The sequence below is a fragment of the Leucobacter chromiireducens subsp. solipictus genome (assembly GCF_016758195.1).
GTDB classification, from domain to species: Bacteria; Actinomycetota; Actinomycetes; order Actinomycetales; family Microbacteriaceae; genus Leucobacter; species Leucobacter solipictus.
In genome coordinates this window covers 190605-207847 of the sequence record NZ_QYAC01000004.1, presented here as the reverse complement: position 1 = coordinate 207847, position 17243 = coordinate 190605, and the positions used below count along the sequence as shown (strand labels likewise).

Sequence of the window (17243 nt, the reverse complement as noted above, 5' to 3'; positions counted from 1 at the left end):
TCGTGCCGCAGTACCACGAACGTCACGGGCGGGCGATAGTCTGAAACGGTGAACGCTGCCGCGGGACCCCGCGGCGGTGACCCCGAACGAAACGGAGTCGGTGTGAGCAAGCAGCGTGATTTTGTCCTGCGCACGATCGAGGAACGCAGTGTGCGCTTCGTGCGGCTCTGGTTTAGTGACGTCTCGGGAACCTTGAAATCGGTCGCGCTCGCGCCGGCCGAGGTCGAGGGGGCGTTCAGCGAGGGCATCGGGTTCGACGGTTCTGCGATCGAGGGGCTGACCCGTGCCTACGAGTCGGACCTGCTCGCTGTGCCGGATCCGAGCACCTTCCAGCTGTTGCCGTGGCGCAGCAAGGAAGCGCCGACGGCGCGGATGTTCTGCGATATTCGCACCCCGAACGGGGAGCCCGCGGTCGCCGATCCGCGCAACGTGTTGAAGCGGACGCTCGCGAGCGCCGCGGAGCAGGGCTTCACGTTCTACACGCACCCGGAGATCGAGTTCTATCTCCTGAAATCGAAGGTGTTTGGCCGGAAGGGTCCCGTCCCGGTCGACCGGGCCGGCTACTTCGATAACGTGCCCGGCGGCACGGCCCACGACTTCCGGCGCGAGAGCGTGGCCATGCTGGAGGAGCTCGGGATCTCGGTCGAGTTCAGCCACCATGAGGCCGGTCCGGGGCAGAATGAGATCGATCTGCGCTATGCGGATGCGCTCACGACCGCGGACAACCTGATGACGTTCCGGACGGTCGTGAAGGAGGTCGCGATCTCGCAGGGCGTGCACGCCACGTTCATGCCGAAGCCGCTCGCCGGTCACCCGGGCTCCGGCATGCACACGCATCTCTCCCTGTTCGAGGGGGACACCAACGCCTTCTACGATCCGGGCGCGAAGTACCAGCTGTCGCAGACGGGGCGCCGCTTCGTTGCGGGCCTGTTGCGGCACGCCCCGGAGATTACTGCCGTGACCAACCAGTACATTAACTCGTACAAGCGCCTCTGGGGCGGTGACGAGGCGCCCTCCTTCGTGAGCTGGGGCCACAACAACCGCTCCGCGCTCGTGCGGGTCCCCATGTACAAGCCCGGCAAGGGCGGTGCCGCTCGGGTGGAATACCGCGCCCTGGACAGCGCCGTGAACCCGTATCTCGGCTTTTCCGTGTTGCTCGCGGCGGGGCTCAAGGGTATTCAAGAGGAGTACGAACTCCCGCCCGAGGCGGAGAACAACGTGTGGGCGCTGAGCGACGGTGAACGCCGTGCCATGGGCTTCGACCCGCTGCCCACGAGCCTCGACCACGCGCTCGCGGTCATGGAGCGCTCCGAGCTCGTGGCGGAAACCCTTGGGGAGCAGGTGTTCGCGTACTTCCTGCGCGACAAGCGCCGCGAGGTCGCCGAGTACCGCAGCCAGGTGACGCCGTACGAGCTCACCTCGATGCTTGACACCGTGTGAGTTCCCGCGACCGGAGGGTGCAGGATCAGCACCCGTTCTCGCTTGCGGACGCGGCGCGGGTGGGGTTTCAGGAGCTGACCGCATCCCGTGACGCGCTCGCGGAGCTGCTGCCGGATCTCGGGGTCGCCCCGGGAGAGCTGCTCCGCGCGTTCGCCGCGGCGGCGGACCCGGACGCGGCGCTCGGCCGCGTCCGGGAACTGTGCGAGCGCTATCCCGAGCTGGTGCACGAGCTGGATGTGACGAGCCTCGAGCGACTGTGCCTGCTCGTTGGCGCGTCACCCGCGCTCGGCGATTTCTTTGCGCGCCGACCCGAGGGGCTCACGGAGCTGCTCGCTGGAGGGGGGGCGCTCGTCCCCGAAGCGCACGCGCACGCCGCGTTGCAGGCGGCGGTGCACGACGCCACCGGGGCGCCGATTCCGGGGGACGCGGGCTGGACGGCGCTCCGCGTCGCCTACCGGCGACTGCTTGCCAGCGTCGCGCTCTTCGACCTGGAGCGCACCACCGAAGGGCTCGCGGAGGAGGCCTTCGAGCACGTCGCCGGATCGCTGTCGGTGCTGGCCGGCGCCGCCATTGAGGCATCGCTGACGGTGGCCCGCGCGAGCCTCGCCGCGGGCGTGAGCGGTCCGCCGGTGCGTCAGGAACGGCTCGACGCGGTGCGGCTCGCGATCGTTGCGATGGGGAAGTGCGGCGCGGAGGAGCTCAACGTCGTCTCCGACGTGGACGTCGTCTTTATCGCGGAGAGCGCGGACGCGGATGCGTTCGACACGGACGCGTTGATCCGCATCGCGACCCGCCTCGCGACCGAGACGATGCGCGGGATCCATGATCCCGGGATCGAGCCACCGCTGTGGCAACTTGACGCGAACCTGCGTCCGGAGGGCCGGCACGGGGCGCTCGTGCGCACCCTCGGTTCGATGCTCGCCTACTACGACCGCTGGGCCAAGGGGTGGGAGTTTCAGGCCCTGCTGAAAGCGCGGCCGCTGGCGGGGGACCTCGAACTCGGCACCGACTTTGTGGACGGCACGCGCGAGCTCGTCTGGGCCTCGTCGTCGCGCGAGGATTTCGTGGGTTCGGTGCAGCGGATGCGCGAGCGGGTCACCGAGCACATCGACGATGATGAGCTCGACGTGCAGCTGAAGCTCGGCCCGGGCGGCCTCCGCGATATCGAGTTCAGCGCGCAGCTGCTGCAGCTGGTCCACGGCCAGTACGATGATCGCCTCCACGTCGCGGGAACGCTCCCGGCGCTGCGGGCGCTGGTGAGCGGCGGGTACGTGGCTCGCAGCGACGGCGACCGGCTGATCTCCGACTATCAGTTTCTCCGCGTGCTGGAGCACCGCCTGCAGCTCGAGGGGCTGCGGCGCACCGCGATCATGCCGCTCGATCCCGAGGGCCTGCGTGTGTTGGCGCGCGCGAGCGGGCTCGCCGCGACCGGCCCGGAACTTCTTGAGACCTGGCGGCGCACGCAACGCGAGGTGCGGGAACTGCACCTCAAGATCTTCTACGCACCCCTTCTGAGCGCGGTCGCGGCGTTGCCGGATGAGGAGCTCGTGCTGGGCAGCGACGAGGCGCGGGCCCGGCTCTCGAGCATCGGCTTCCGCGATCCCGATGGCGCCATGCGGCATCTGTCCGCGTTGATGCGTGGGACGTCGCGGCGGGCGCGGATCCACCGCAATCTGCTGCCCGTCTTGCTGCAGTGGCTTGCCGACGGGACCGACCCGGATTACGGCCTCCTCGCCTTCCGCCGGGTGAGCGAGGCGAATACGGAGGCACCCTGGTACCTCCGACTGCTGCGCGACGGCACCGAGGCCGCGGAACGGCTGACCCGCGTGCTGTCCTCGTCGCGGTTTGCCGCGGAGCTGCTCGAGTCGATCCCCGAGGCGGTCGCCTGGCTTGAACGCGATGAGCTCCTGCGCCCGATCGGTCTGACCGCGCTGCTCGAGGAGATGCGCGCGCTCGCGTCCCGTCGCGCCACGATTGATGAGGCCGCGGCGGCGCTGCGCACCGTGCACCGCCGCGAGGTGCTCCGCCTCGCTCTCGGGCGACTCACCGGCGTCACGACCGATGGCGACGTCGCCCGTGGCTTGGACTCGGCGCACACCGCCCTCCTCGACGGCCTGCTGCTCGCGCTCGGTCGCGAGGAGGTGGCGGCAGGTCGCGAACCGATCATTGCCTTCGCGCTGATCGGGATGGGCCGATACGGCGGGGGCGAGATGGGCTTTGCCTCGGATCTCGACGTCATCGCCGTGTACCGTGCCCTCGATGGCGTGGCCCCGGAGGCCGCGAGCCGCGAGGCGCTCCGCCGCGTCTCGGAATTGCGCCGGCTGGTGTCGGATCCCAGGTTCCCGGTGGATCTCGACTTCGATCTCCGGCCGGAGGGGAAGAACGGTCCGCTCGCACGGAGCCTCGATTCCTCGCGCGCCTACTACGAGCGGTGGTCGGTGACCTGGGAGGCCCAGGCGTTGTTGCGTGCCCGCCCCGTCGCGGGGGATCCGGAGCTGGGTGCGGACTTCGTCGCGCTCGCGGACGAGATCCGCTATCCCGCCGCGTTCCGCGAGGAACAGGTGCGTGAGATCCGGCGGATGAAGGCCCGGGTGGAGGCTGAGCGGCTGCCGCGCGGCGGGGACCGGACCCGGCACCTGAAGCTGGGCCCCGGGGGAGTGAGCGATGTCGAATGGCTCGTACAGCTCTTGCAGCTGCGCCACGGTGCCGAGCACCCGGAACTGCGCACCGTGTCGACGCTCACTGCCTTGCACGCCGCAGTTCGGCTGCACCTCATCGACGACGAGGACGCGGCGCACCTCGAGGAATCCTGGCGCTACGCGAGCCGGGTTCGTTCGGCGCTGAAGCTCTGGAACGGGCGCTCCTCGGATGCGCTCCCCACGGACTGGAACGAGCTCGAGGGGATCGCGAATGTCCTGGGACTGCCGCGCGGGAAGACCTCGGAGCTCGAGGAACGCTGGTTCGCGGTGTCCCGGCGGGCTCGGGCCGTGGTGGAGCGCGACTTCTTCGGGTACACCGACGAGCCCGAGTATCGCGACGTGCCGTAGCTCGGGAACGGCGCCGACACGGCATGTTTTCCCACCGTTCACCCACGAGGGGTAGCGGAATCCGTTACCGAAGCGTAACCTGATCGTTATGCAGTACTTACAAACACTCTTGGAGGCCCTGCTCGCCGAAGACGGGGCCGAGTTCGAGGACGAGCTCGAATCCTAGCGCCACCCAGCGCCGCAACAGCGACGTTGCCACCGGGCGGGACACCGCCCCAGCTGTCTGCATGATCCGAGCGGCCCGGCATCGAGTACGCGCCACGGGTGATGGACGTACGTGCGCGTGCACCACGCGTAGATCTCGGTGCCGCACCCCGCAGATTCAGCTCAGGGGGCTGGGGGCACCGGCCGGCCGCGGTTGACTCGGTCTCGAGGCACGGACAGCGCATCGGCACACCGACGCGACGTGGCTCTCACCCACACCCCCTGAGAAAGGTACGGCACCATGGCTGCGCAGAAATCCACACAGAAGAAGAAGATCGCGATCGCCGGCGGTTCGCTCCTCCTGATTGCCGGAGTCACCGTGGGCGGTGCGCTCGTCACCGCGAACAGTACGATCTTCGACAACGTGTTCCGCACGGACATCTCGGACACGAGCGCGGACGGCGAGCTCGTCGTCACGGGCGATCCGATGACCAACACCTTTACCGGCGAGATGGATGGCGAAGCGGTGACCGGATACTACACGGCCACCAACACCTCCACGAACGCGACGCTCACCGTGACGCTCGCGTCCCAGGTTCAGCCGGGCGGCGCGAACGGTGCGCAGCTCGCCGACGCGCTTGATACGCGCGTTGCGGTCGACGGCGGCACGCTCGTCGGCACCGGCTCGCTCGCCGACATGCGCCTCGACGGCAGCGACGCGTTTGAGCTCGCTCCGGGCGCAAGCGCCAAGGTCCGCGTCGATGTGTTTGTCGACGACGCCGCAGCGCTCCACGCAGCGGACCTCGACGACTCGCAGGTCACCGCCGACTACCTGTTCTCCAGCATCGCCACGAGTAACTAACGCGGAGGCGGCCCCAGACCCGTGGCGCCGAGCAGCCCCACCCCCCCCACCCCCCTGGGGATCCCCCTGCTCGGCGCCGCGCGCACGTTGCACACACGCCAGACCCGTCAGGGCCCACGCGGGCCGGTACCCGGAGGACACCATGCGAAGCTTCATTCTGACCCTGCGGACACTCGCGAGCCTCGCACTCGTCGCCCTCGCCGTCCCGTTTCTCTGGGCCACCGTGAGCGGCGACTACTACATGACGGTGACCGGCGTCTCGATGCAACCCACCTATGACGTCGGCGACGTGCTCGTCGTTCAGGCCCCCACCGGGAACGAACTCCGCACCCCAGGGCACCCCGTCGTGGTGTCGTTCTCAGCCGGCGATACCTCGGACCAGTACGTCCACCGTGTCGAGACCGTCACGGACGACGGTGCGATCCTGAAGGGCGACGGCAACGAGGTGAGCGACCCGCTTCCCGTCACCGCAGCTCAGGTCCTCGGCACCCCGCGGCTCGCGCTCACGGGGATCTGGGGAACGCTCTTCCGGGTGTCCGAGTTGTGGGCGGTCCGACTCATCGTGGGTGCCGTGTTCCTCATCGCCCTCTTTCTGCCGAGCCGGCGCACGGGCCGTGCGGCGCAGCCCGGCCACGCCGAATGACCGCCCGGCACCTGCGTGCGATGCTGCGCGCGGGAGGCGTGGCCGTCACCGCCCTCGCGGTCGCGGTGGCGGGTCCCGGCCCGGCGCTCGCGCAGCACGACGCGGCGGGTGCCGAGCGCATCGAGCCACTCACGGTCACGCCAGCACGGCAGCTCTTCGCCGTGACGCTGCACCCCGGCGAGCAGGTGCGCGCCACAGCGCGAGTGCACAACGGCTCCGGCAGAGACCTCGAACTCGCCCTCACGCCCGTGGTGGTGTCCGAGCACGGCGGGGGCGACGGCGCCGATGCGCTGTTCCTCTCGTCCCGCCGCTCCGCAGACTGCTCGGCCGAGCTCATGGCGGAAGCGCGGGACGGTACGCTCGCCGCGGGCGCACCCGTGCCGCACGGCATCATCGCCGCCGGTGCGACCATCGAACTGTGCGTGCAGGTGGAGTATCCCGCCGCGCGCGCCGGCGAAGGCGAGGCGGTGTCGGTCGTCGACCTCGCGTTCACGGGGATCGACCGCGGCGTTCCGGGGCACCCCGAGCGTTCAGACCTCGCGGGCACGGGCGGGAGCAGGCCCGCGCTGCTCGCCCTGCTATTCGGGGCGGCCGGGTTGCTCACCGCGGGTTCCGCCTCGATCCTGCGCCGCTCCCGACCTTCAGCTCCTGCGCGAGCGTGCTGATGCGCGATATCCTGCCGGTAGTGAACCACCGGGACGGGTGCCCGATGTCCCTCATCCAGCGGGGGCTCCCGCCGTGGCAGCAGGAGGGGGAGCCCGTGTACGCGCGAAACACCGAGGTCCAGCGCATCGTGAGGTACGTGATCGACGGCACGTCGGTGTCGGTGATCGGGCAGCACTGGTCCGGTCGGACCGAACTGCTCGGCCGCGCGGCGGACGCGCTGCGCGGGATCGGGCTCGCGCTCGTGCGGCTTCGCGGTATCGAGCACGCCCGGCCGCTCGAAGCGTTCCGGCTCGCTCTCCCGAACCTGCCGACGACCCGGCGACCCGATGCCGAGCTCAGCGGCGAGTTCTCGCTTGCCGTCACCGAGCTCCTGAGCGAGGGGCCCGCCGTCGTGCTCGTGGACGACATCGACCTGCTCGACCCCGCCTCGTGGGTGCTGCTCGAACAGATTCACAAGGCGACCGGCGTGCCGATCGTCGGCAGCTCGGCATCGCGAAGCGACATCGATCCTGGCGAGCGCCTGCTCATCCGCGTGGCGCATCCCGTCGTCAAGCTCACCCTCGACGAGTTGCGACTTGACGCGATCCACGACCTCTTGGAGGAGCGGCTCGGAGACCAGGTATCACCGTCGCTCAGCGGCCGGATCCACATGAAGTCCGGCGGGCTCCCGGGCTACGCGATCGCCTTCGCTGACAGCGGCAGGCGACACGCGAAGATCCGTCGGCAGGGCAACGTGTGGCACGACGGCGCAGACCTGTGGTCCGACGAACTCGACGGACCCTTCGAGTCGCTCCTGTACCGGTACCCCGAGGAAACGCGTGAGGCACTTGAGATGCTCGCCGCAACGGGCCCCCTGGCCGTCGACCAGGCGACCGCGCTCCTCGGCCAGGACGAGCTCGAACGGCTTGAGGGTCGGGGACTCGTGCGGCTCTTCACCGCGGGGGCCGGGCCGCGCGTGACGGTGAACCCCCCTGGGATCAGCGACTACTTCCGGCACCGAGCGCCGTCCGTGCGCGGAGTCCGGATCCGGCAGCAGATCGAGGAGGTGCTGGGGGCCGAGTTTGGCAAGGATATCGCTGAGCAGCCGCAGGTGCCGCGCCAGTTCGCCGATGTCATCCCGAGCCCCGATGTTCCGCTCCTCGCGCGCGCGTTCCGCGATCGCTTCGAGGCGGATCTCAGCCGAACCTGGGCGAATTGGTCGGAGCGGCCCGCGCCGGGGACGGCGATCGCAGCGCTTGAGCTGCGCCTCACGGGCGACGCACCGGACGGTCAGATCGCGGAGATTGTCGCGGGGACCGCGCTCGAGTCCGCCGCGCCGATGGAGGCGCTCTACTTCGGCTACCTGCATGCTCGGTGGCTCGTGACGCAGCGGCGGCCGCTCGCGGAGATCGAGACGGCTCTGCGGGCGAACGGCCGTTCGGAGCACCCCGCCGCGGTCGAGGCGCTGATCCTCGGCTTCCGTGCCGAGCAGGACGCGATGACCGATGAGATGCTCACCCGCATCGCGGAGATCGCCGAGCTTCCGGGCCTGGAGGGAGACGTGGGCGGGCTGGTCCTGGTCGCGATGCACGCGCTCGGCGGGCGGCCCGACACCGCACTTGCCCAGTTCGCGAAGTTGCCCAACACCGGTTGGGTGCCGCGGTTTGCGGCACCGCTGCGTGGGCTTGCCCTCGTGACGGCGGGCCGGCCGCAGGAAGCGCTGGAGTGGGCCTCGTCGCAGCTCTCGGTGGCCCGCGAACGATTCGATCGCTCAGCGGTCGTTGCGCAAGCGTACGTCGCGGTGATGGCGCTGCTCACGATGAGTCGCTACGCCGACGCCACGGCCGCGGGAAGCATCGCCGCGAGCGGCCAGTTCCAGGCGGCGAATCTGCTCTTCGGTCCTGACCGCGCGCTGATGAACGCGCTCGCGATCGCGGCCCGACGCAGCGGCCGGATCAGCTCGGTCGGCACCCTCATTGAGCGCGGCGCGTCATATCACGGCAGAAGCGACGCCTTGCCCATGGGAGCGCTCGGCTTCCCGGCCGCGCTGGTCACCGAGATCGACGGTACACCCGAGGAGACGAGCGCGCACTACCTCGCCCTCGCCGCCGAGCTGCGCGAGCGGGGCTACGAGTTCTCGGCCGCCGGCTCGACAATGCTCGCGTTGCTGCTCGATTTCAGGGTCGACGCGGCTGTGGCCGAGCGCGATCGGCTCGCCTATCTCGGGGGCACCGTGTTCCTCGCGTATCTCGATGCCCGGATCGCTCACCACACCGGGGACGCGGAGGCGCTGGTCGAGGCCGCCAGGCGTTTGCGTCGTGAGCACGCCAACGACTCAGCGCTGAAGTACTTCCTCGCCGCGGCGAAGCTGTTCCGCGAGGCTGGAGCGGAGGATCAGGCCATTGAGGTGCGCGAGGAGGTCGCGGCGCTCATGGCCTCGGAGGATCCCGCAACCGAGGTTGCGCTGACGCAGATCGAGTCGAGCCTCGGCTTCACCGAGCGCGAACGGGAGATCATCGACCTCGTCGCCGAGGGCATGACCAACCCGGAGATCGCGAGCGCGCTCACGCTGTCCGTGCGCACCGTCGAGACCCACCTGCGCAACATCCGCCGCAAGTCCGGCGCGCTGGAGCGCGAGGAAATCGGCGCATACGCGAGCCACCGGTAGCGGCGGGCGCGCCGGCTGCAGCGGCGAGCTCCGGCGCTCCGGAGAGCGCGTTAACGGCGGCGTCGCCATCGCCGTCCCCTGCGCCGGGCGCATCGCCTCCCAGGCTGGGGTCCGTGTCCGCGTCCGTGCCGTGGCCGGCCGGCGCTTCGGAATCGTCGGCCGGCGCTGGGGAAGTGCCGTCCGGATCCGCTTCGGCGGGCTCGGCCGGGTCCTCGGAGTCCTCGGAGTCCTCGGCAGGGCCGGTGGCCGCCGCGTCTGCCTCGGGATCGCCCGCTTCGGCCTTGTCGTCCGCGGTCCGGGCCAGCGCGAGATCGATGCGCGTCGGCGTGACCTGGAAGCCGGTCTCGGAAGTGCCCAGCCTGCCGCCGTTGTGCATGCCCCACCCGTAGAGCTCGTTGGTGGCGCCGAGCGCGAGGGCGTGCGCGTCGCCCGCGGCGATATCGACGATCCCTCCGGGCACGACAGGCAGGGGGACGAGCGTCGGTACGGCCGTCTGGTACGGCGTCGCATAGCCGAGGGTTTGGATTCCCCACGAGTACACGTGCCCGGTCTCGGAGAGCGCGAGCGACACGCCGTCGCCCGCGGCGAGCTTCGTAAAGCGGACCCCCTCCGGCGCCTGGATCTTCCGCGGCGTCCACACCGCCGCGGGCTGGGACCCGTCGACGCCGATTCCGGCCTCGCCGCCCGCATTCATGCCCCAGGCGATGATCTCGCCGGCATCGGTGAGGGCGAGGGCCTGCTGGTTCTCGGTGGACCCGTTCACGGCGAGCTGCACGATTCGCGCGTCGTCGGGCATCGGCACCCGCGTGAACTCACCCGTCTGCGCGACCCCGGTGCCCAGACCGAGGCGGCCGTTTGCGTTCGATCCCATGCCCCAGACACGACCGGCGGTGTCGACCCCGAACGTCGTCTGGTTCCCGGCGGCGAGCTGCATGAAGCTGACGTCGGCGGGCTGGGCGAGCGGGGTGGGCCGGTCCACGTGAGAGCCCGCGCCGCTGCTGCCGAGTGCGCCGGAGGCGCGGGAGCCCCAGCCCCACGCCCTGCCCGTGCGATCGAGCGCGAGCGACGTGCGCGTTCCCGCGGCGACCTGGGTGAACGCGACACTCTGCGTCGGGATCGCTTCTGTCGGGGTGAGGACCGTGCCTGCGGTGCCCTGCGGGGTCCCGGTCTGGCGATCGTGATCGGCACCCCAGCCGTAGAGCCGGAGATCGGCGCTCAGCCCGATGGTGTGCTGAGCCCCCGCCGCGACCTGCAGGTACGGCTGGATTCCGAGCGGACGGAGCCGGGTTGGGGCCGTCACCTGCGCTGCGGTCGTGCCCGATCCGACCTGCCCGAAGGCGTTCACCCCCCAGCCGTAGCCGTCCCGGTACGCCTGCGAGATCGCGATCGACTGGCCCCCACCCGCCGCGATGCGGCCGATCCCCGGCGGCGACACCCGGCCAGGAACCTCGGTGGCCATGCGCGCCTGGGCGCTCGTGAACCGTGCCGGCAGCGTCGCCGCAGCCGTCAGGGTGTACCCGTCGTTCCAGGCCTGGGGAGTGACACTCGCCGTGAACGCGCCGGTCACGGGCCCGTACTCCGCGCGCGGCGCTGTCACCGTCTGGGTGTGCGTGACCGTCCAGCCCTGGCCGACGCGCGCGCTGGTCCAGGAAGACGCGATGCCCGCGGCCTCCGTCGCGTCGGGAAGCGCGGCGGGGGAGACACCCGCGGGGAGCGAGACCTCGGTGCTCATCACGTCGCCCGGCACGAGCGCGAGGTACTCCCCGGCGTCCTCGGGGTGGCTCGCAAACGAGATGTCGACGGTGTTCGAGGCGCCGCCCGAGACTTCGAGCCCATAGACGCCCGCTTCCACGTTCCAGTGGGCGGGGATCACCGCGCGGTCGGTCGGGTGGGTGCTCACGTACCGCTCGGGGAGACGCGCGCTGGCCTCGATGGTGAGATCCTCCGAAGGGCGCACCTCGACCAGGTCGGTGGTGATCGGGAAGCGCGCTCCGGGAAGCGCGACCCGCCCCGTCGCGGTGGCGGTCACGGACTGGCTGACGGTCCACCGGCCACCGGTCTCCGCCGCTGCCCAGCTGCGCGTGTACCCGCGTCCGGCATCATCGGGGGCGAGATCGCCGGGGACGACGCCGGCAGGGAGCGCGACGTCGATCGTGATGGTGTCCCCGGCCTCGAGCTCGACCGCGTCGGTGCCCTCGGGCAGCATCGCGAAGCTCACCGTGCCGAGTGCCGGGCCTGGTCCGAACGCGGTGCCGTGCTCCGGCGTCGCGGCGAGCTCGTACACGCCTCCGGCGGTCCGGAGCGCGGTCGCGAAACGGTTGCCGTGCACCGTCGAGCGCTCGGTTGTCACGGCCCCGACGACCGTCGACGTCGCCCCGAACGCGACGACCATGCAGGCCGCCCCGATCGCGAGACCGAGGCCGGCTCGCCGCACCGCGGTGCGGTGTTGTGCGGTGGTGCGTGCGCTCTCCGTGCCCATAGCGGCCCCCTTCGTTGCCTCAAGTCAACGCGAACGCGGGAGGGTCCGCAGGTGCCCTGGGGCGATCTACGGGGCCGGAGCGCGGGATCTACGCGTGCGTCCTCGCGCCTACGTGTGTCTCGCACACGCTGCGCGGCGGCGGGCGACGAGGTCGCGGAGGCTGGCCCGGACAGTACAGCGCCCCGCACGACGCTGCGTCGTGCGGGGCGCTTCGGGGAGGGAGCCCGGGGCCGTTTCGGCCGCCGGGAGCTTACACCCCGTAGTACAGCTGGAACTCGAACGGGTGCGGGCGCAGCGCCATCGGCGCGATCTCGGTCTCGTTCTTGAGGTCGATCCAGGTCTGGATCAGCTCCTCGGTGAAGACGCCGCCCTCGAGCAGGAAGTCGTGATCCGCCTCGAGCGCCTCGAGCGCCGCCTCGAGCGAGCTCGGGACCTGCGGGATGTTCTTTGCCTCCTCGGGCGGCAGCTCGTAGAGGTCCTTGTCGATGGGCTCCATCGGCTCAATCCGGTTCCGGATCCCGTCGAGGCCCGCCATCAGCTGCGCGGCGAACGCGAGGTAGGGGTTGCCGGACGCGTCGGGAGCGCGGAACTCGATACGCTTCGCCTTCGGGTTCGAGCCGGTGAGCGGGATACGGATCGCGGCCGAGCGGTTGCCCGCCGAGTAGGCGAGGTTCACGGGCGCTTCGTAGCCCTTGACCAGGCGTCGGTAGCTGTTGATCGTGGGGTTCGTGAAGGCCAGCAGCGCGGGTGCGTGGTGCAGGATACCGCCGATGTACCAGCGCGCGATATCGGAGAGGCCGGCGTAGCCGTTCTCGTCGTAGAACAGGGGCTCGCCGTCGGACCACAGCGACATGTGCGTGTGCATCCCCGAGCCGTTGTCGCCGAGGACCGGCTTCGGCATGAACGTGGCGGTCTTGCCCCACATCTCAGCGGTGTTCTTGACGATGTACTTGAACTTCAGCACGTCGTCCGCCGCGTTGACCATGGTGTCGAAGCGGTAGTTGATCTCGGCCTGCCCGGGGGCGCCGACCTCGTGGTGCGAGCGCTCGAGCTGCAGGCCAGCCTCGATGAGGCGGAGCGAGATGTCGTCGCGCAGATCGGCCTGCTTGTCGACGGGGGAGACGGGGAAGTAGCCGCCCTTCTCCGGCGTGGTGTTGCCGAGGTTGCCGCCCTCGTCCGCGCGACCCGAGTTCCAATGCGCCTCCTCGGAGTCGATCTCGTAGAAGGTGTGCTGCGGGCTGTTCTCGTAGCGCACCGAATCAAGGATGTAGAACTCCGCCTCGGGGGCGAAGAACGCGGTGTCCGCGATGCCCGTGGAGACCAGGTACTGTTCGGCCTTCTTCGCGACCTGGCGGGGATCCTTCGAGAAGATCTCGCCCGTGCGCGGGTTGAAGATGTCGCAGATCACGATCAGCGTGCGCTCCATGCGGAACTGATCGATGTACGCGGTGGTCACGTCGGGGATCAGCTGCAGATCGGACTCGGCGATGCCCACGAAACCGCGGATCGAGGAGCCGTCAAACATCTGACCGACCTCGAAGAAATCGTCGTCCACGGTGGCCGCGGGGATGTTGAAGTGCTGCTGCACCCCGGGGAGATCGGTGAACCGGATGTCGACGAACTTGACGTCGGTCTCCTTGATAAAATCGATGACTTCCTGCGGGGTGGTGAACATGCTGCTCCTCATTGCTGGTGTGCCGATCCGGCACCGTTCGCTTACATCAAGCCTATGCGTGCTGAGTTTCCATCGCGTGATTCTCGTGTTTCACGAGTGTTACAGAGTGTGTTACCCCCGTACCAGGACAGTGCCGGCGATCTTGTCGTGGAATCCGCGCTGATCCGAATCCCACACCAGCAGCGGAATCACCAGGCAGAGCAACGCGGTGCGCACGATGGGCCGCCAGAAGCCGACCCAACCCCCCGCGATGGGGACGACCCGCATGCCCAGCAGTCGGTGCCCGATCGAGCCGCCGATGGTGGGGATAAACACGATCTGAATCAGCGCGAAGAACAGCAGATTCCAGAAGCTGGCGTTCGGGCCGCCGATCAGCATAAACGCGGGAAGTGCGGCCAGGCCCCAGTCCACGAAGAGCGCGAGGAAGCGGCGGCCGATCCGCCCCACCGAGCGCGGCCCGGACTCGGGGAGTCCGAGCCGTTCGCCCGGCCAGGCGCTGGGTTCGAGGTCGCCGAACCGTTGCGGTTTGGAAGCGGACATTGCTTAGCGGGGACGCTGCGGGCGAACGCGATTCGGGTCCATCCCCTTCGGGATCCCGACGGGAGTCGCCTGCAGCGAGGAGAGCCGGTTGTACACGGCGGCAACCTCGTTGCGGTTGAGCTTCGGCTTCAGCTTGACGAGCGTCTTGGAGAGCTGCGGCAGGGGGACGCCGTCCCCGTCCGGGCCGACATAGAGGTGCACGACCTCGACGTTGCGCAGCGCGCGCTTGAGCTTCCGCTCCTCCTCGGCGGCCATACGCTGCGTGCGGCTGCGCGAGCCCTCCGAGATGAGGACCACGCCACCGCGCCCGACGACTCGGTACACCGCGTCCTGGTTCTTGTTGATCGCGATCGGGACCTCGGAACCGCGCCACGAGCGGCGCAGCGCGCCCTGGACCACGGCACCCACCGCGCCCGGCCGGCCCTCGATCTGCTGGTATGCCATCTTCTCTGCGCGACGCCCGAGCACGATCATCGCGAGGAGGAGACCGACCAGGAGGCCGGTCAGGGGCCACAGCACCCAGCCGAACCAGCTTCCGGGGATCAGCCACGCGAGCAGCACCGAGACCACAACGGGCGCGATGAACACGAGCAGCAGCACCCAGGGGAGATTCCGGTCATGGACCTTCGTGGTCCGATAGACCTCAATCATCTGCTTGATGCGGCCGTTCCGCTTCACCTTCTCTGCCATGACATCTAGAGTATCGCGTTCGTCGGGTGTCCAGGAACGCGGCGCGTAAGCGGGCTTCGCGGTTCGCTCACAGCGGGTGTGCGCGGCGGGTGACGCGGCCGCCCTGTGGATGACTCGGCGCCGCACGGTGAACCACGGGGCGGGTGTGCGAGCCTGGGACCGAGAGAGGCGGTGCGGGCATGATCCAGGAGCATCACCGCGGTGCGGGGGCGCGGCTTGCGGCTGAACTCGAACGGCTGGGGGAACAGGGAATCCGGGCGCGCTCGTCGGGACAGTGTCTGGCCCAGGCCGCGGCCACCGGAAGGCACCGCCATGATCGGTCGTGTGCGGCGCTCGGCGTGCCGCTGCCGCGGATCGCGCGCCTCCTCCGGCGATCGGGTCACCGGGGTGCGGCGATGCTCCTGCAGGAGGCGGCTGATGCGGCCGTCTCGGAGATCGGCGAGTGGGGCACCGCCTGGCACCCCGACGGGGCGCTGGACGCGTGGCGTGCGGCGATTCGGGCGCGGATCACGCCACGCGGCCCGGGGCATCCCGGAGGGGCCGCGGGTGCGTGGCCGGACTCGGCGGAAGCGCCGAACACAGGCCGGAGGCCGTGGCCGCTCAGCTGAGCGGCCACGGCCTCCGGTGCGTTAGGGAATGGCTTAGAAGCCGAGGTTCCCCGCGAAGTCGCCGGCCTCGAGGCGCGTGCGCACCTGCGTGAGGAAGCGAGCGGCGTCCGCGCCGTCAACGATGCGGTGATCGTACGACAGTGCCAGGTACACCGTGGAGCGGACCGCGATGGCGTCGCCTTCGGGGCCCGACACGACCACGGGCTTCTTCACGACCGCGCCGGTGCCGAGAATGGCGACCTGCGGGAGGAAGACGAGCGGCGTGTCGAACAGCGCGCCGCGCGAGCCCGTGTTCGTGAGGGTGAAAGTGCCCCCACTGAGCTCGTCAGGCGTGAGCTTGTTGTCACGCGTGCGCTGGGCCAGATCCGCGATCTCGTTCGAGATCTGCGCGAGGTTCTTCTCGCCCGCGGTGCGCAGCACCGGGGTGAGGAGGCCACGCTCGGTGTCGACCGCAATGCTGATGTTCTCGGTATCGGGGTAGACGATCTGGTCGCCCTCCACCGTGGCATTGATGATCGGGTAGGTGCGCAGCGCCTCGGCCGCAGCCAGGGCGAAGAACGGCAGGAAGGAGAGCTTCGAACCGGTCTTGGCGAGGAACTCGTCCTTCTTCGCCTGACGGAACTGCGCCACCTTCGTGACGTCCACCTCGACCACGGTGGTGAGCTGGGCCGTGCCCTGCAGCGAGGCGACGGCGCGCTCCGCGATGACCTTGCGGAGGCGGCTCATCTTCTGCGTGGTGCCCCGGAGCGGGGAGACCTCCACGACGGGCGCGGCAGCAGCCGGAGCCGCGGCAGAGGTGGCGGTCGCAGCGGGAGCGGCCGAGAGCACGTCTTCCTTGCGGATTCGGCCGCCCACACCGGTGCCGGTGACCGTGGCGAGGTCGACGCCGCGCTCGTGCGCGAGCTTGCGCACGATCGGGGTGACGTAGCCGGAAGCCGACGCCGCCGCGGGGGCTGCTGCGGGAGCAGCCGGGGCCGGTGCGGGTGCTGCTGCGGGTGCTGCGGGTGCCGCCGCCGGTGCGGGTGCTGCTGCCGGTGCTGCTGCCGGTGCTGCCGCCGGTGCAGCCGGGGCTGCCGCGGGCGCGGGTGCGGCAGGAGCTGCCGCGGGTGCAGCCGGGGCTGCTGCGGGCTCTGCTGCGGGTGCCGGTGCGGCAGGTGCTGCCGCGGGTGCGGCTCCCGACCCAATGCGTGCCAGTGCGGCACCGACCTCGACGGTCTCGTCTTCCTGCACCAGGATCTCCTGGAGCACGCCCGCGACGGGCGACGGGACCTCGGTGTCGACCTTGTCCGTGGACACCTCGAGCAGCGGCTCGTCGACCTCGACGGTGTCGCCGATGTTCTTGAGCCAGCGGGTCACGGTGCCCTCGGTGATGCTCTCGCCGAGCGAGGGCAGAACCACATCCTCGCCGTCGCCGGCGGGGGCAGCGGCGGCTGCCGGTGCCGGTGCCGGCTCTGCGGCTGCGGCGGGCTCTGCGGCTGCGGCCGGCTCTGCGGGCGCGGCCGGTGCTTCTGCCTGTGCGGGGGCGGCGGGTGCCTCGGCGGCGGGGGCGGCTGCGCCGTCACCGACGACCGCGAGCACCGCGCCGACCTCTGCGGTCTCGTCCTCCTGGACGAGGATTTCCTGAATAACGCCTGCAACGGGGGAGGGGATCTCCGTATCGACCTTGTCGGTCGAGACCTCGAGCAACGGCTCGTCGACCTCAACGGTGTCGCCCACGTTCTTGAGCCAACGAGTCACCGTCCCCTCGGTTACACTCTCGCCCAGTGCGGGGAGGACCACCGATTCACTCATCGTGCATTTCT

The 17243-nt window shown here is 70.1% G+C and carries 13 protein-coding genes; 7 read left to right on the top strand and 6 right to left on the bottom strand.

The genetic code is table 11. The features are described from left to right. The first annotated feature begins 102 nt into the window (after positions 1-102). Both glnA (D3230_RS08850) and D3230_RS08845 read left to right on the top strand, forming a co-directional pair. Positions 103-1440 (top strand): type I glutamate--ammonia ligase, encoded by a 1338-nt coding sequence (gene glnA, locus D3230_RS08850; protein ID WP_202344668.1) that lies wholly within the window; start codon positions 103-105, stop codon positions 1438-1440. Continuing rightward, the gene (locus tag D3230_RS08845; RefSeq protein WP_337249137.1) at positions 1437-4487 is read left to right on the top strand and encodes a bifunctional [glutamine synthetase] adenylyltransferase/[glutamine synthetase]-adenylyl-L-tyrosine phosphorylase; all 3051 of its coding nucleotides are present in this window, start codon (positions 1437-1439) and stop codon (positions 4485-4487) included. Before glnA (D3230_RS08850) ends, D3230_RS08845 begins: the two co-directional genes overlap by 4 nt. A gap of 97 nt (positions 4488-4584) precedes the next feature. On the opposite strand, the gene D3230_RS16220 is transcribed toward D3230_RS08845, so the two are convergent. Then, positions 4585-4716, bottom strand: a complete 132-nt coding sequence (locus tag D3230_RS16220; protein WP_272929020.1) for a hypothetical protein — start codon at positions 4714-4716, stop codon at positions 4585-4587. A 216-nt stretch (positions 4717-4932) separates the two neighbouring features. On the opposite strand from D3230_RS16220, the gene D3230_RS08840 reads away from it, so the two are divergent. The 4 genes from D3230_RS08840 (at position 4933) to D3230_RS16410 (ending at position 9449) form a co-directional block, all read left to right on the top strand. Next, the gene (locus tag D3230_RS08840) at positions 4933-5493 is read left to right on the top strand and encodes a hypothetical protein (RefSeq protein WP_202344667.1); all 561 of its coding nucleotides are present in this window, start codon (positions 4933-4935) and stop codon (positions 5491-5493) included. A gap of 142 nt (positions 5494-5635) precedes the next feature. Continuing rightward, positions 5636-6136 (top strand): S24/S26 family peptidase, encoded by a 501-nt coding sequence (locus D3230_RS08835; RefSeq protein WP_202344666.1) that lies wholly within the window; start codon positions 5636-5638, stop codon positions 6134-6136. Next, the gene (locus D3230_RS08830) at positions 6133-6801 is read left to right on the top strand and encodes a hypothetical protein (RefSeq protein WP_202344665.1); all 669 of its coding nucleotides are present in this window, start codon (positions 6133-6135) and stop codon (positions 6799-6801) included. Before D3230_RS08835 ends, D3230_RS08830 begins: the two co-directional genes overlap by 4 nt. A gap of 20 nt (positions 6802-6821) precedes the next feature. Further along, positions 6822-9449 (top strand): LuxR C-terminal-related transcriptional regulator, encoded by a 2628-nt coding sequence (locus D3230_RS16410; RefSeq protein ID WP_202344664.1) that lies wholly within the window; start codon positions 6822-6824, stop codon positions 9447-9449. Here the strand turns inward: D3230_RS16410 and D3230_RS16405 are convergent. The 4 genes from D3230_RS16405 to D3230_RS08805 form a co-directional block, all read right to left on the bottom strand. Continuing rightward, on the bottom strand, positions 9346-11928 hold the full coding sequence (locus D3230_RS16405) for an RCC1 domain-containing protein (RefSeq protein ID WP_202344663.1): 2583 nt from the start codon (positions 11926-11928) through the stop codon (positions 9346-9348). The two genes, D3230_RS16410 and D3230_RS16405, sit on opposite strands and share 104 nt — an antisense overlap. A 250-nt stretch (positions 11929-12178) precedes the next feature. After that, complete coding sequence (gene glnA / locus D3230_RS08815; protein WP_202344662.1) at positions 12179-13603, bottom strand: type I glutamate--ammonia ligase; 1425 nt, start codon at positions 13601-13603, stop codon at positions 12179-12181. Positions 13604-13714: 111 nt separating this feature from the next. Beyond that, positions 13715-14143, bottom strand: coding sequence for an RDD family protein (locus tag D3230_RS08810; protein ID WP_202344661.1), 429 nt, complete (start codon positions 14141-14143; stop codon positions 13715-13717). Between the two features lie 3 nt (positions 14144-14146). Further along, complete coding sequence (locus D3230_RS08805) at positions 14147-14833, bottom strand: DUF4191 domain-containing protein (protein WP_087010690.1); 687 nt, start codon at positions 14831-14833, stop codon at positions 14147-14149. Between the two features lie 179 nt (positions 14834-15012). On the opposite strand from D3230_RS08805, the gene D3230_RS08800 reads away from it, so the two are divergent. Beyond that, complete coding sequence (locus D3230_RS08800; RefSeq protein ID WP_202344660.1) at positions 15013-15441, top strand: hypothetical protein; 429 nt, start codon at positions 15013-15015, stop codon at positions 15439-15441. A gap of 33 nt (positions 15442-15474) precedes the next feature. On the opposite strand, the gene sucB is transcribed toward D3230_RS08800, so the two are convergent. Then, positions 15475-17232: a 2-oxoglutarate dehydrogenase, E2 component, dihydrolipoamide succinyltransferase gene (sucB, locus tag D3230_RS08795; protein ID WP_202344659.1), complete on the bottom strand. Its 1758-nt coding sequence runs from the start codon at positions 17230-17232 to the stop codon at positions 15475-15477. Between the last annotated feature and the right edge of the window lie 11 nt (positions 17233-17243).

Excerpts from the sequence above, each read along its gene's own strand:
- D3230_RS16220 (WP_272929020.1), bottom strand. The coding sequence starts at position 4,716 with ATGCAGACAGCTGGGGCGGTGTCCCGCCCGGTGGCAACGTCGCTGTTG.
- D3230_RS08840 (WP_202344667.1), top strand. The coding sequence starts at position 4,933 with ATGGCTGCGCAGAAATCCACACAGAAGAAGAAGATCGCGATCGCCGGC.
- D3230_RS08835 (WP_202344666.1), top strand. The coding sequence starts at position 5,636 with ATGCGAAGCTTCATTCTGACCCTGCGGACACTCGCGAGCCTCGCACTC.
- D3230_RS08830 (WP_202344665.1), top strand. The coding sequence starts at position 6,133 with ATGACCGCCCGGCACCTGCGTGCGATGCTGCGCGCGGGAGGCGTGGCC.
- D3230_RS16405 (WP_202344663.1), bottom strand. The coding sequence starts at position 11,928 with ATGGGCACGGAGAGCGCACGCACCACCGCACAACACCGCACCGCGGTG.
- glnA (WP_202344662.1), bottom strand. The coding sequence starts at position 13,603 with ATGTTCACCACCCCGCAGGAAGTCATCGATTTTATCAAGGAGACCGAC.
- D3230_RS08810 (WP_202344661.1), bottom strand. The coding sequence starts at position 14,143 with ATGTCCGCTTCCAAACCGCAACGGTTCGGCGACCTCGAACCCAGCGCC.
- D3230_RS08805 (WP_087010690.1), bottom strand. The coding sequence starts at position 14,833 with ATGGCAGAGAAGGTGAAGCGGAACGGCCGCATCAAGCAGATGATTGAG.
- D3230_RS08800 (WP_202344660.1), top strand. The coding sequence starts at position 15,013 with ATGATCCAGGAGCATCACCGCGGTGCGGGGGCGCGGCTTGCGGCTGAA.
- sucB (WP_202344659.1), bottom strand. The coding sequence starts at position 17,232 with ATGAGTGAATCGGTGGTCCTCCCCGCACTGGGCGAGAGTGTAACCGAG.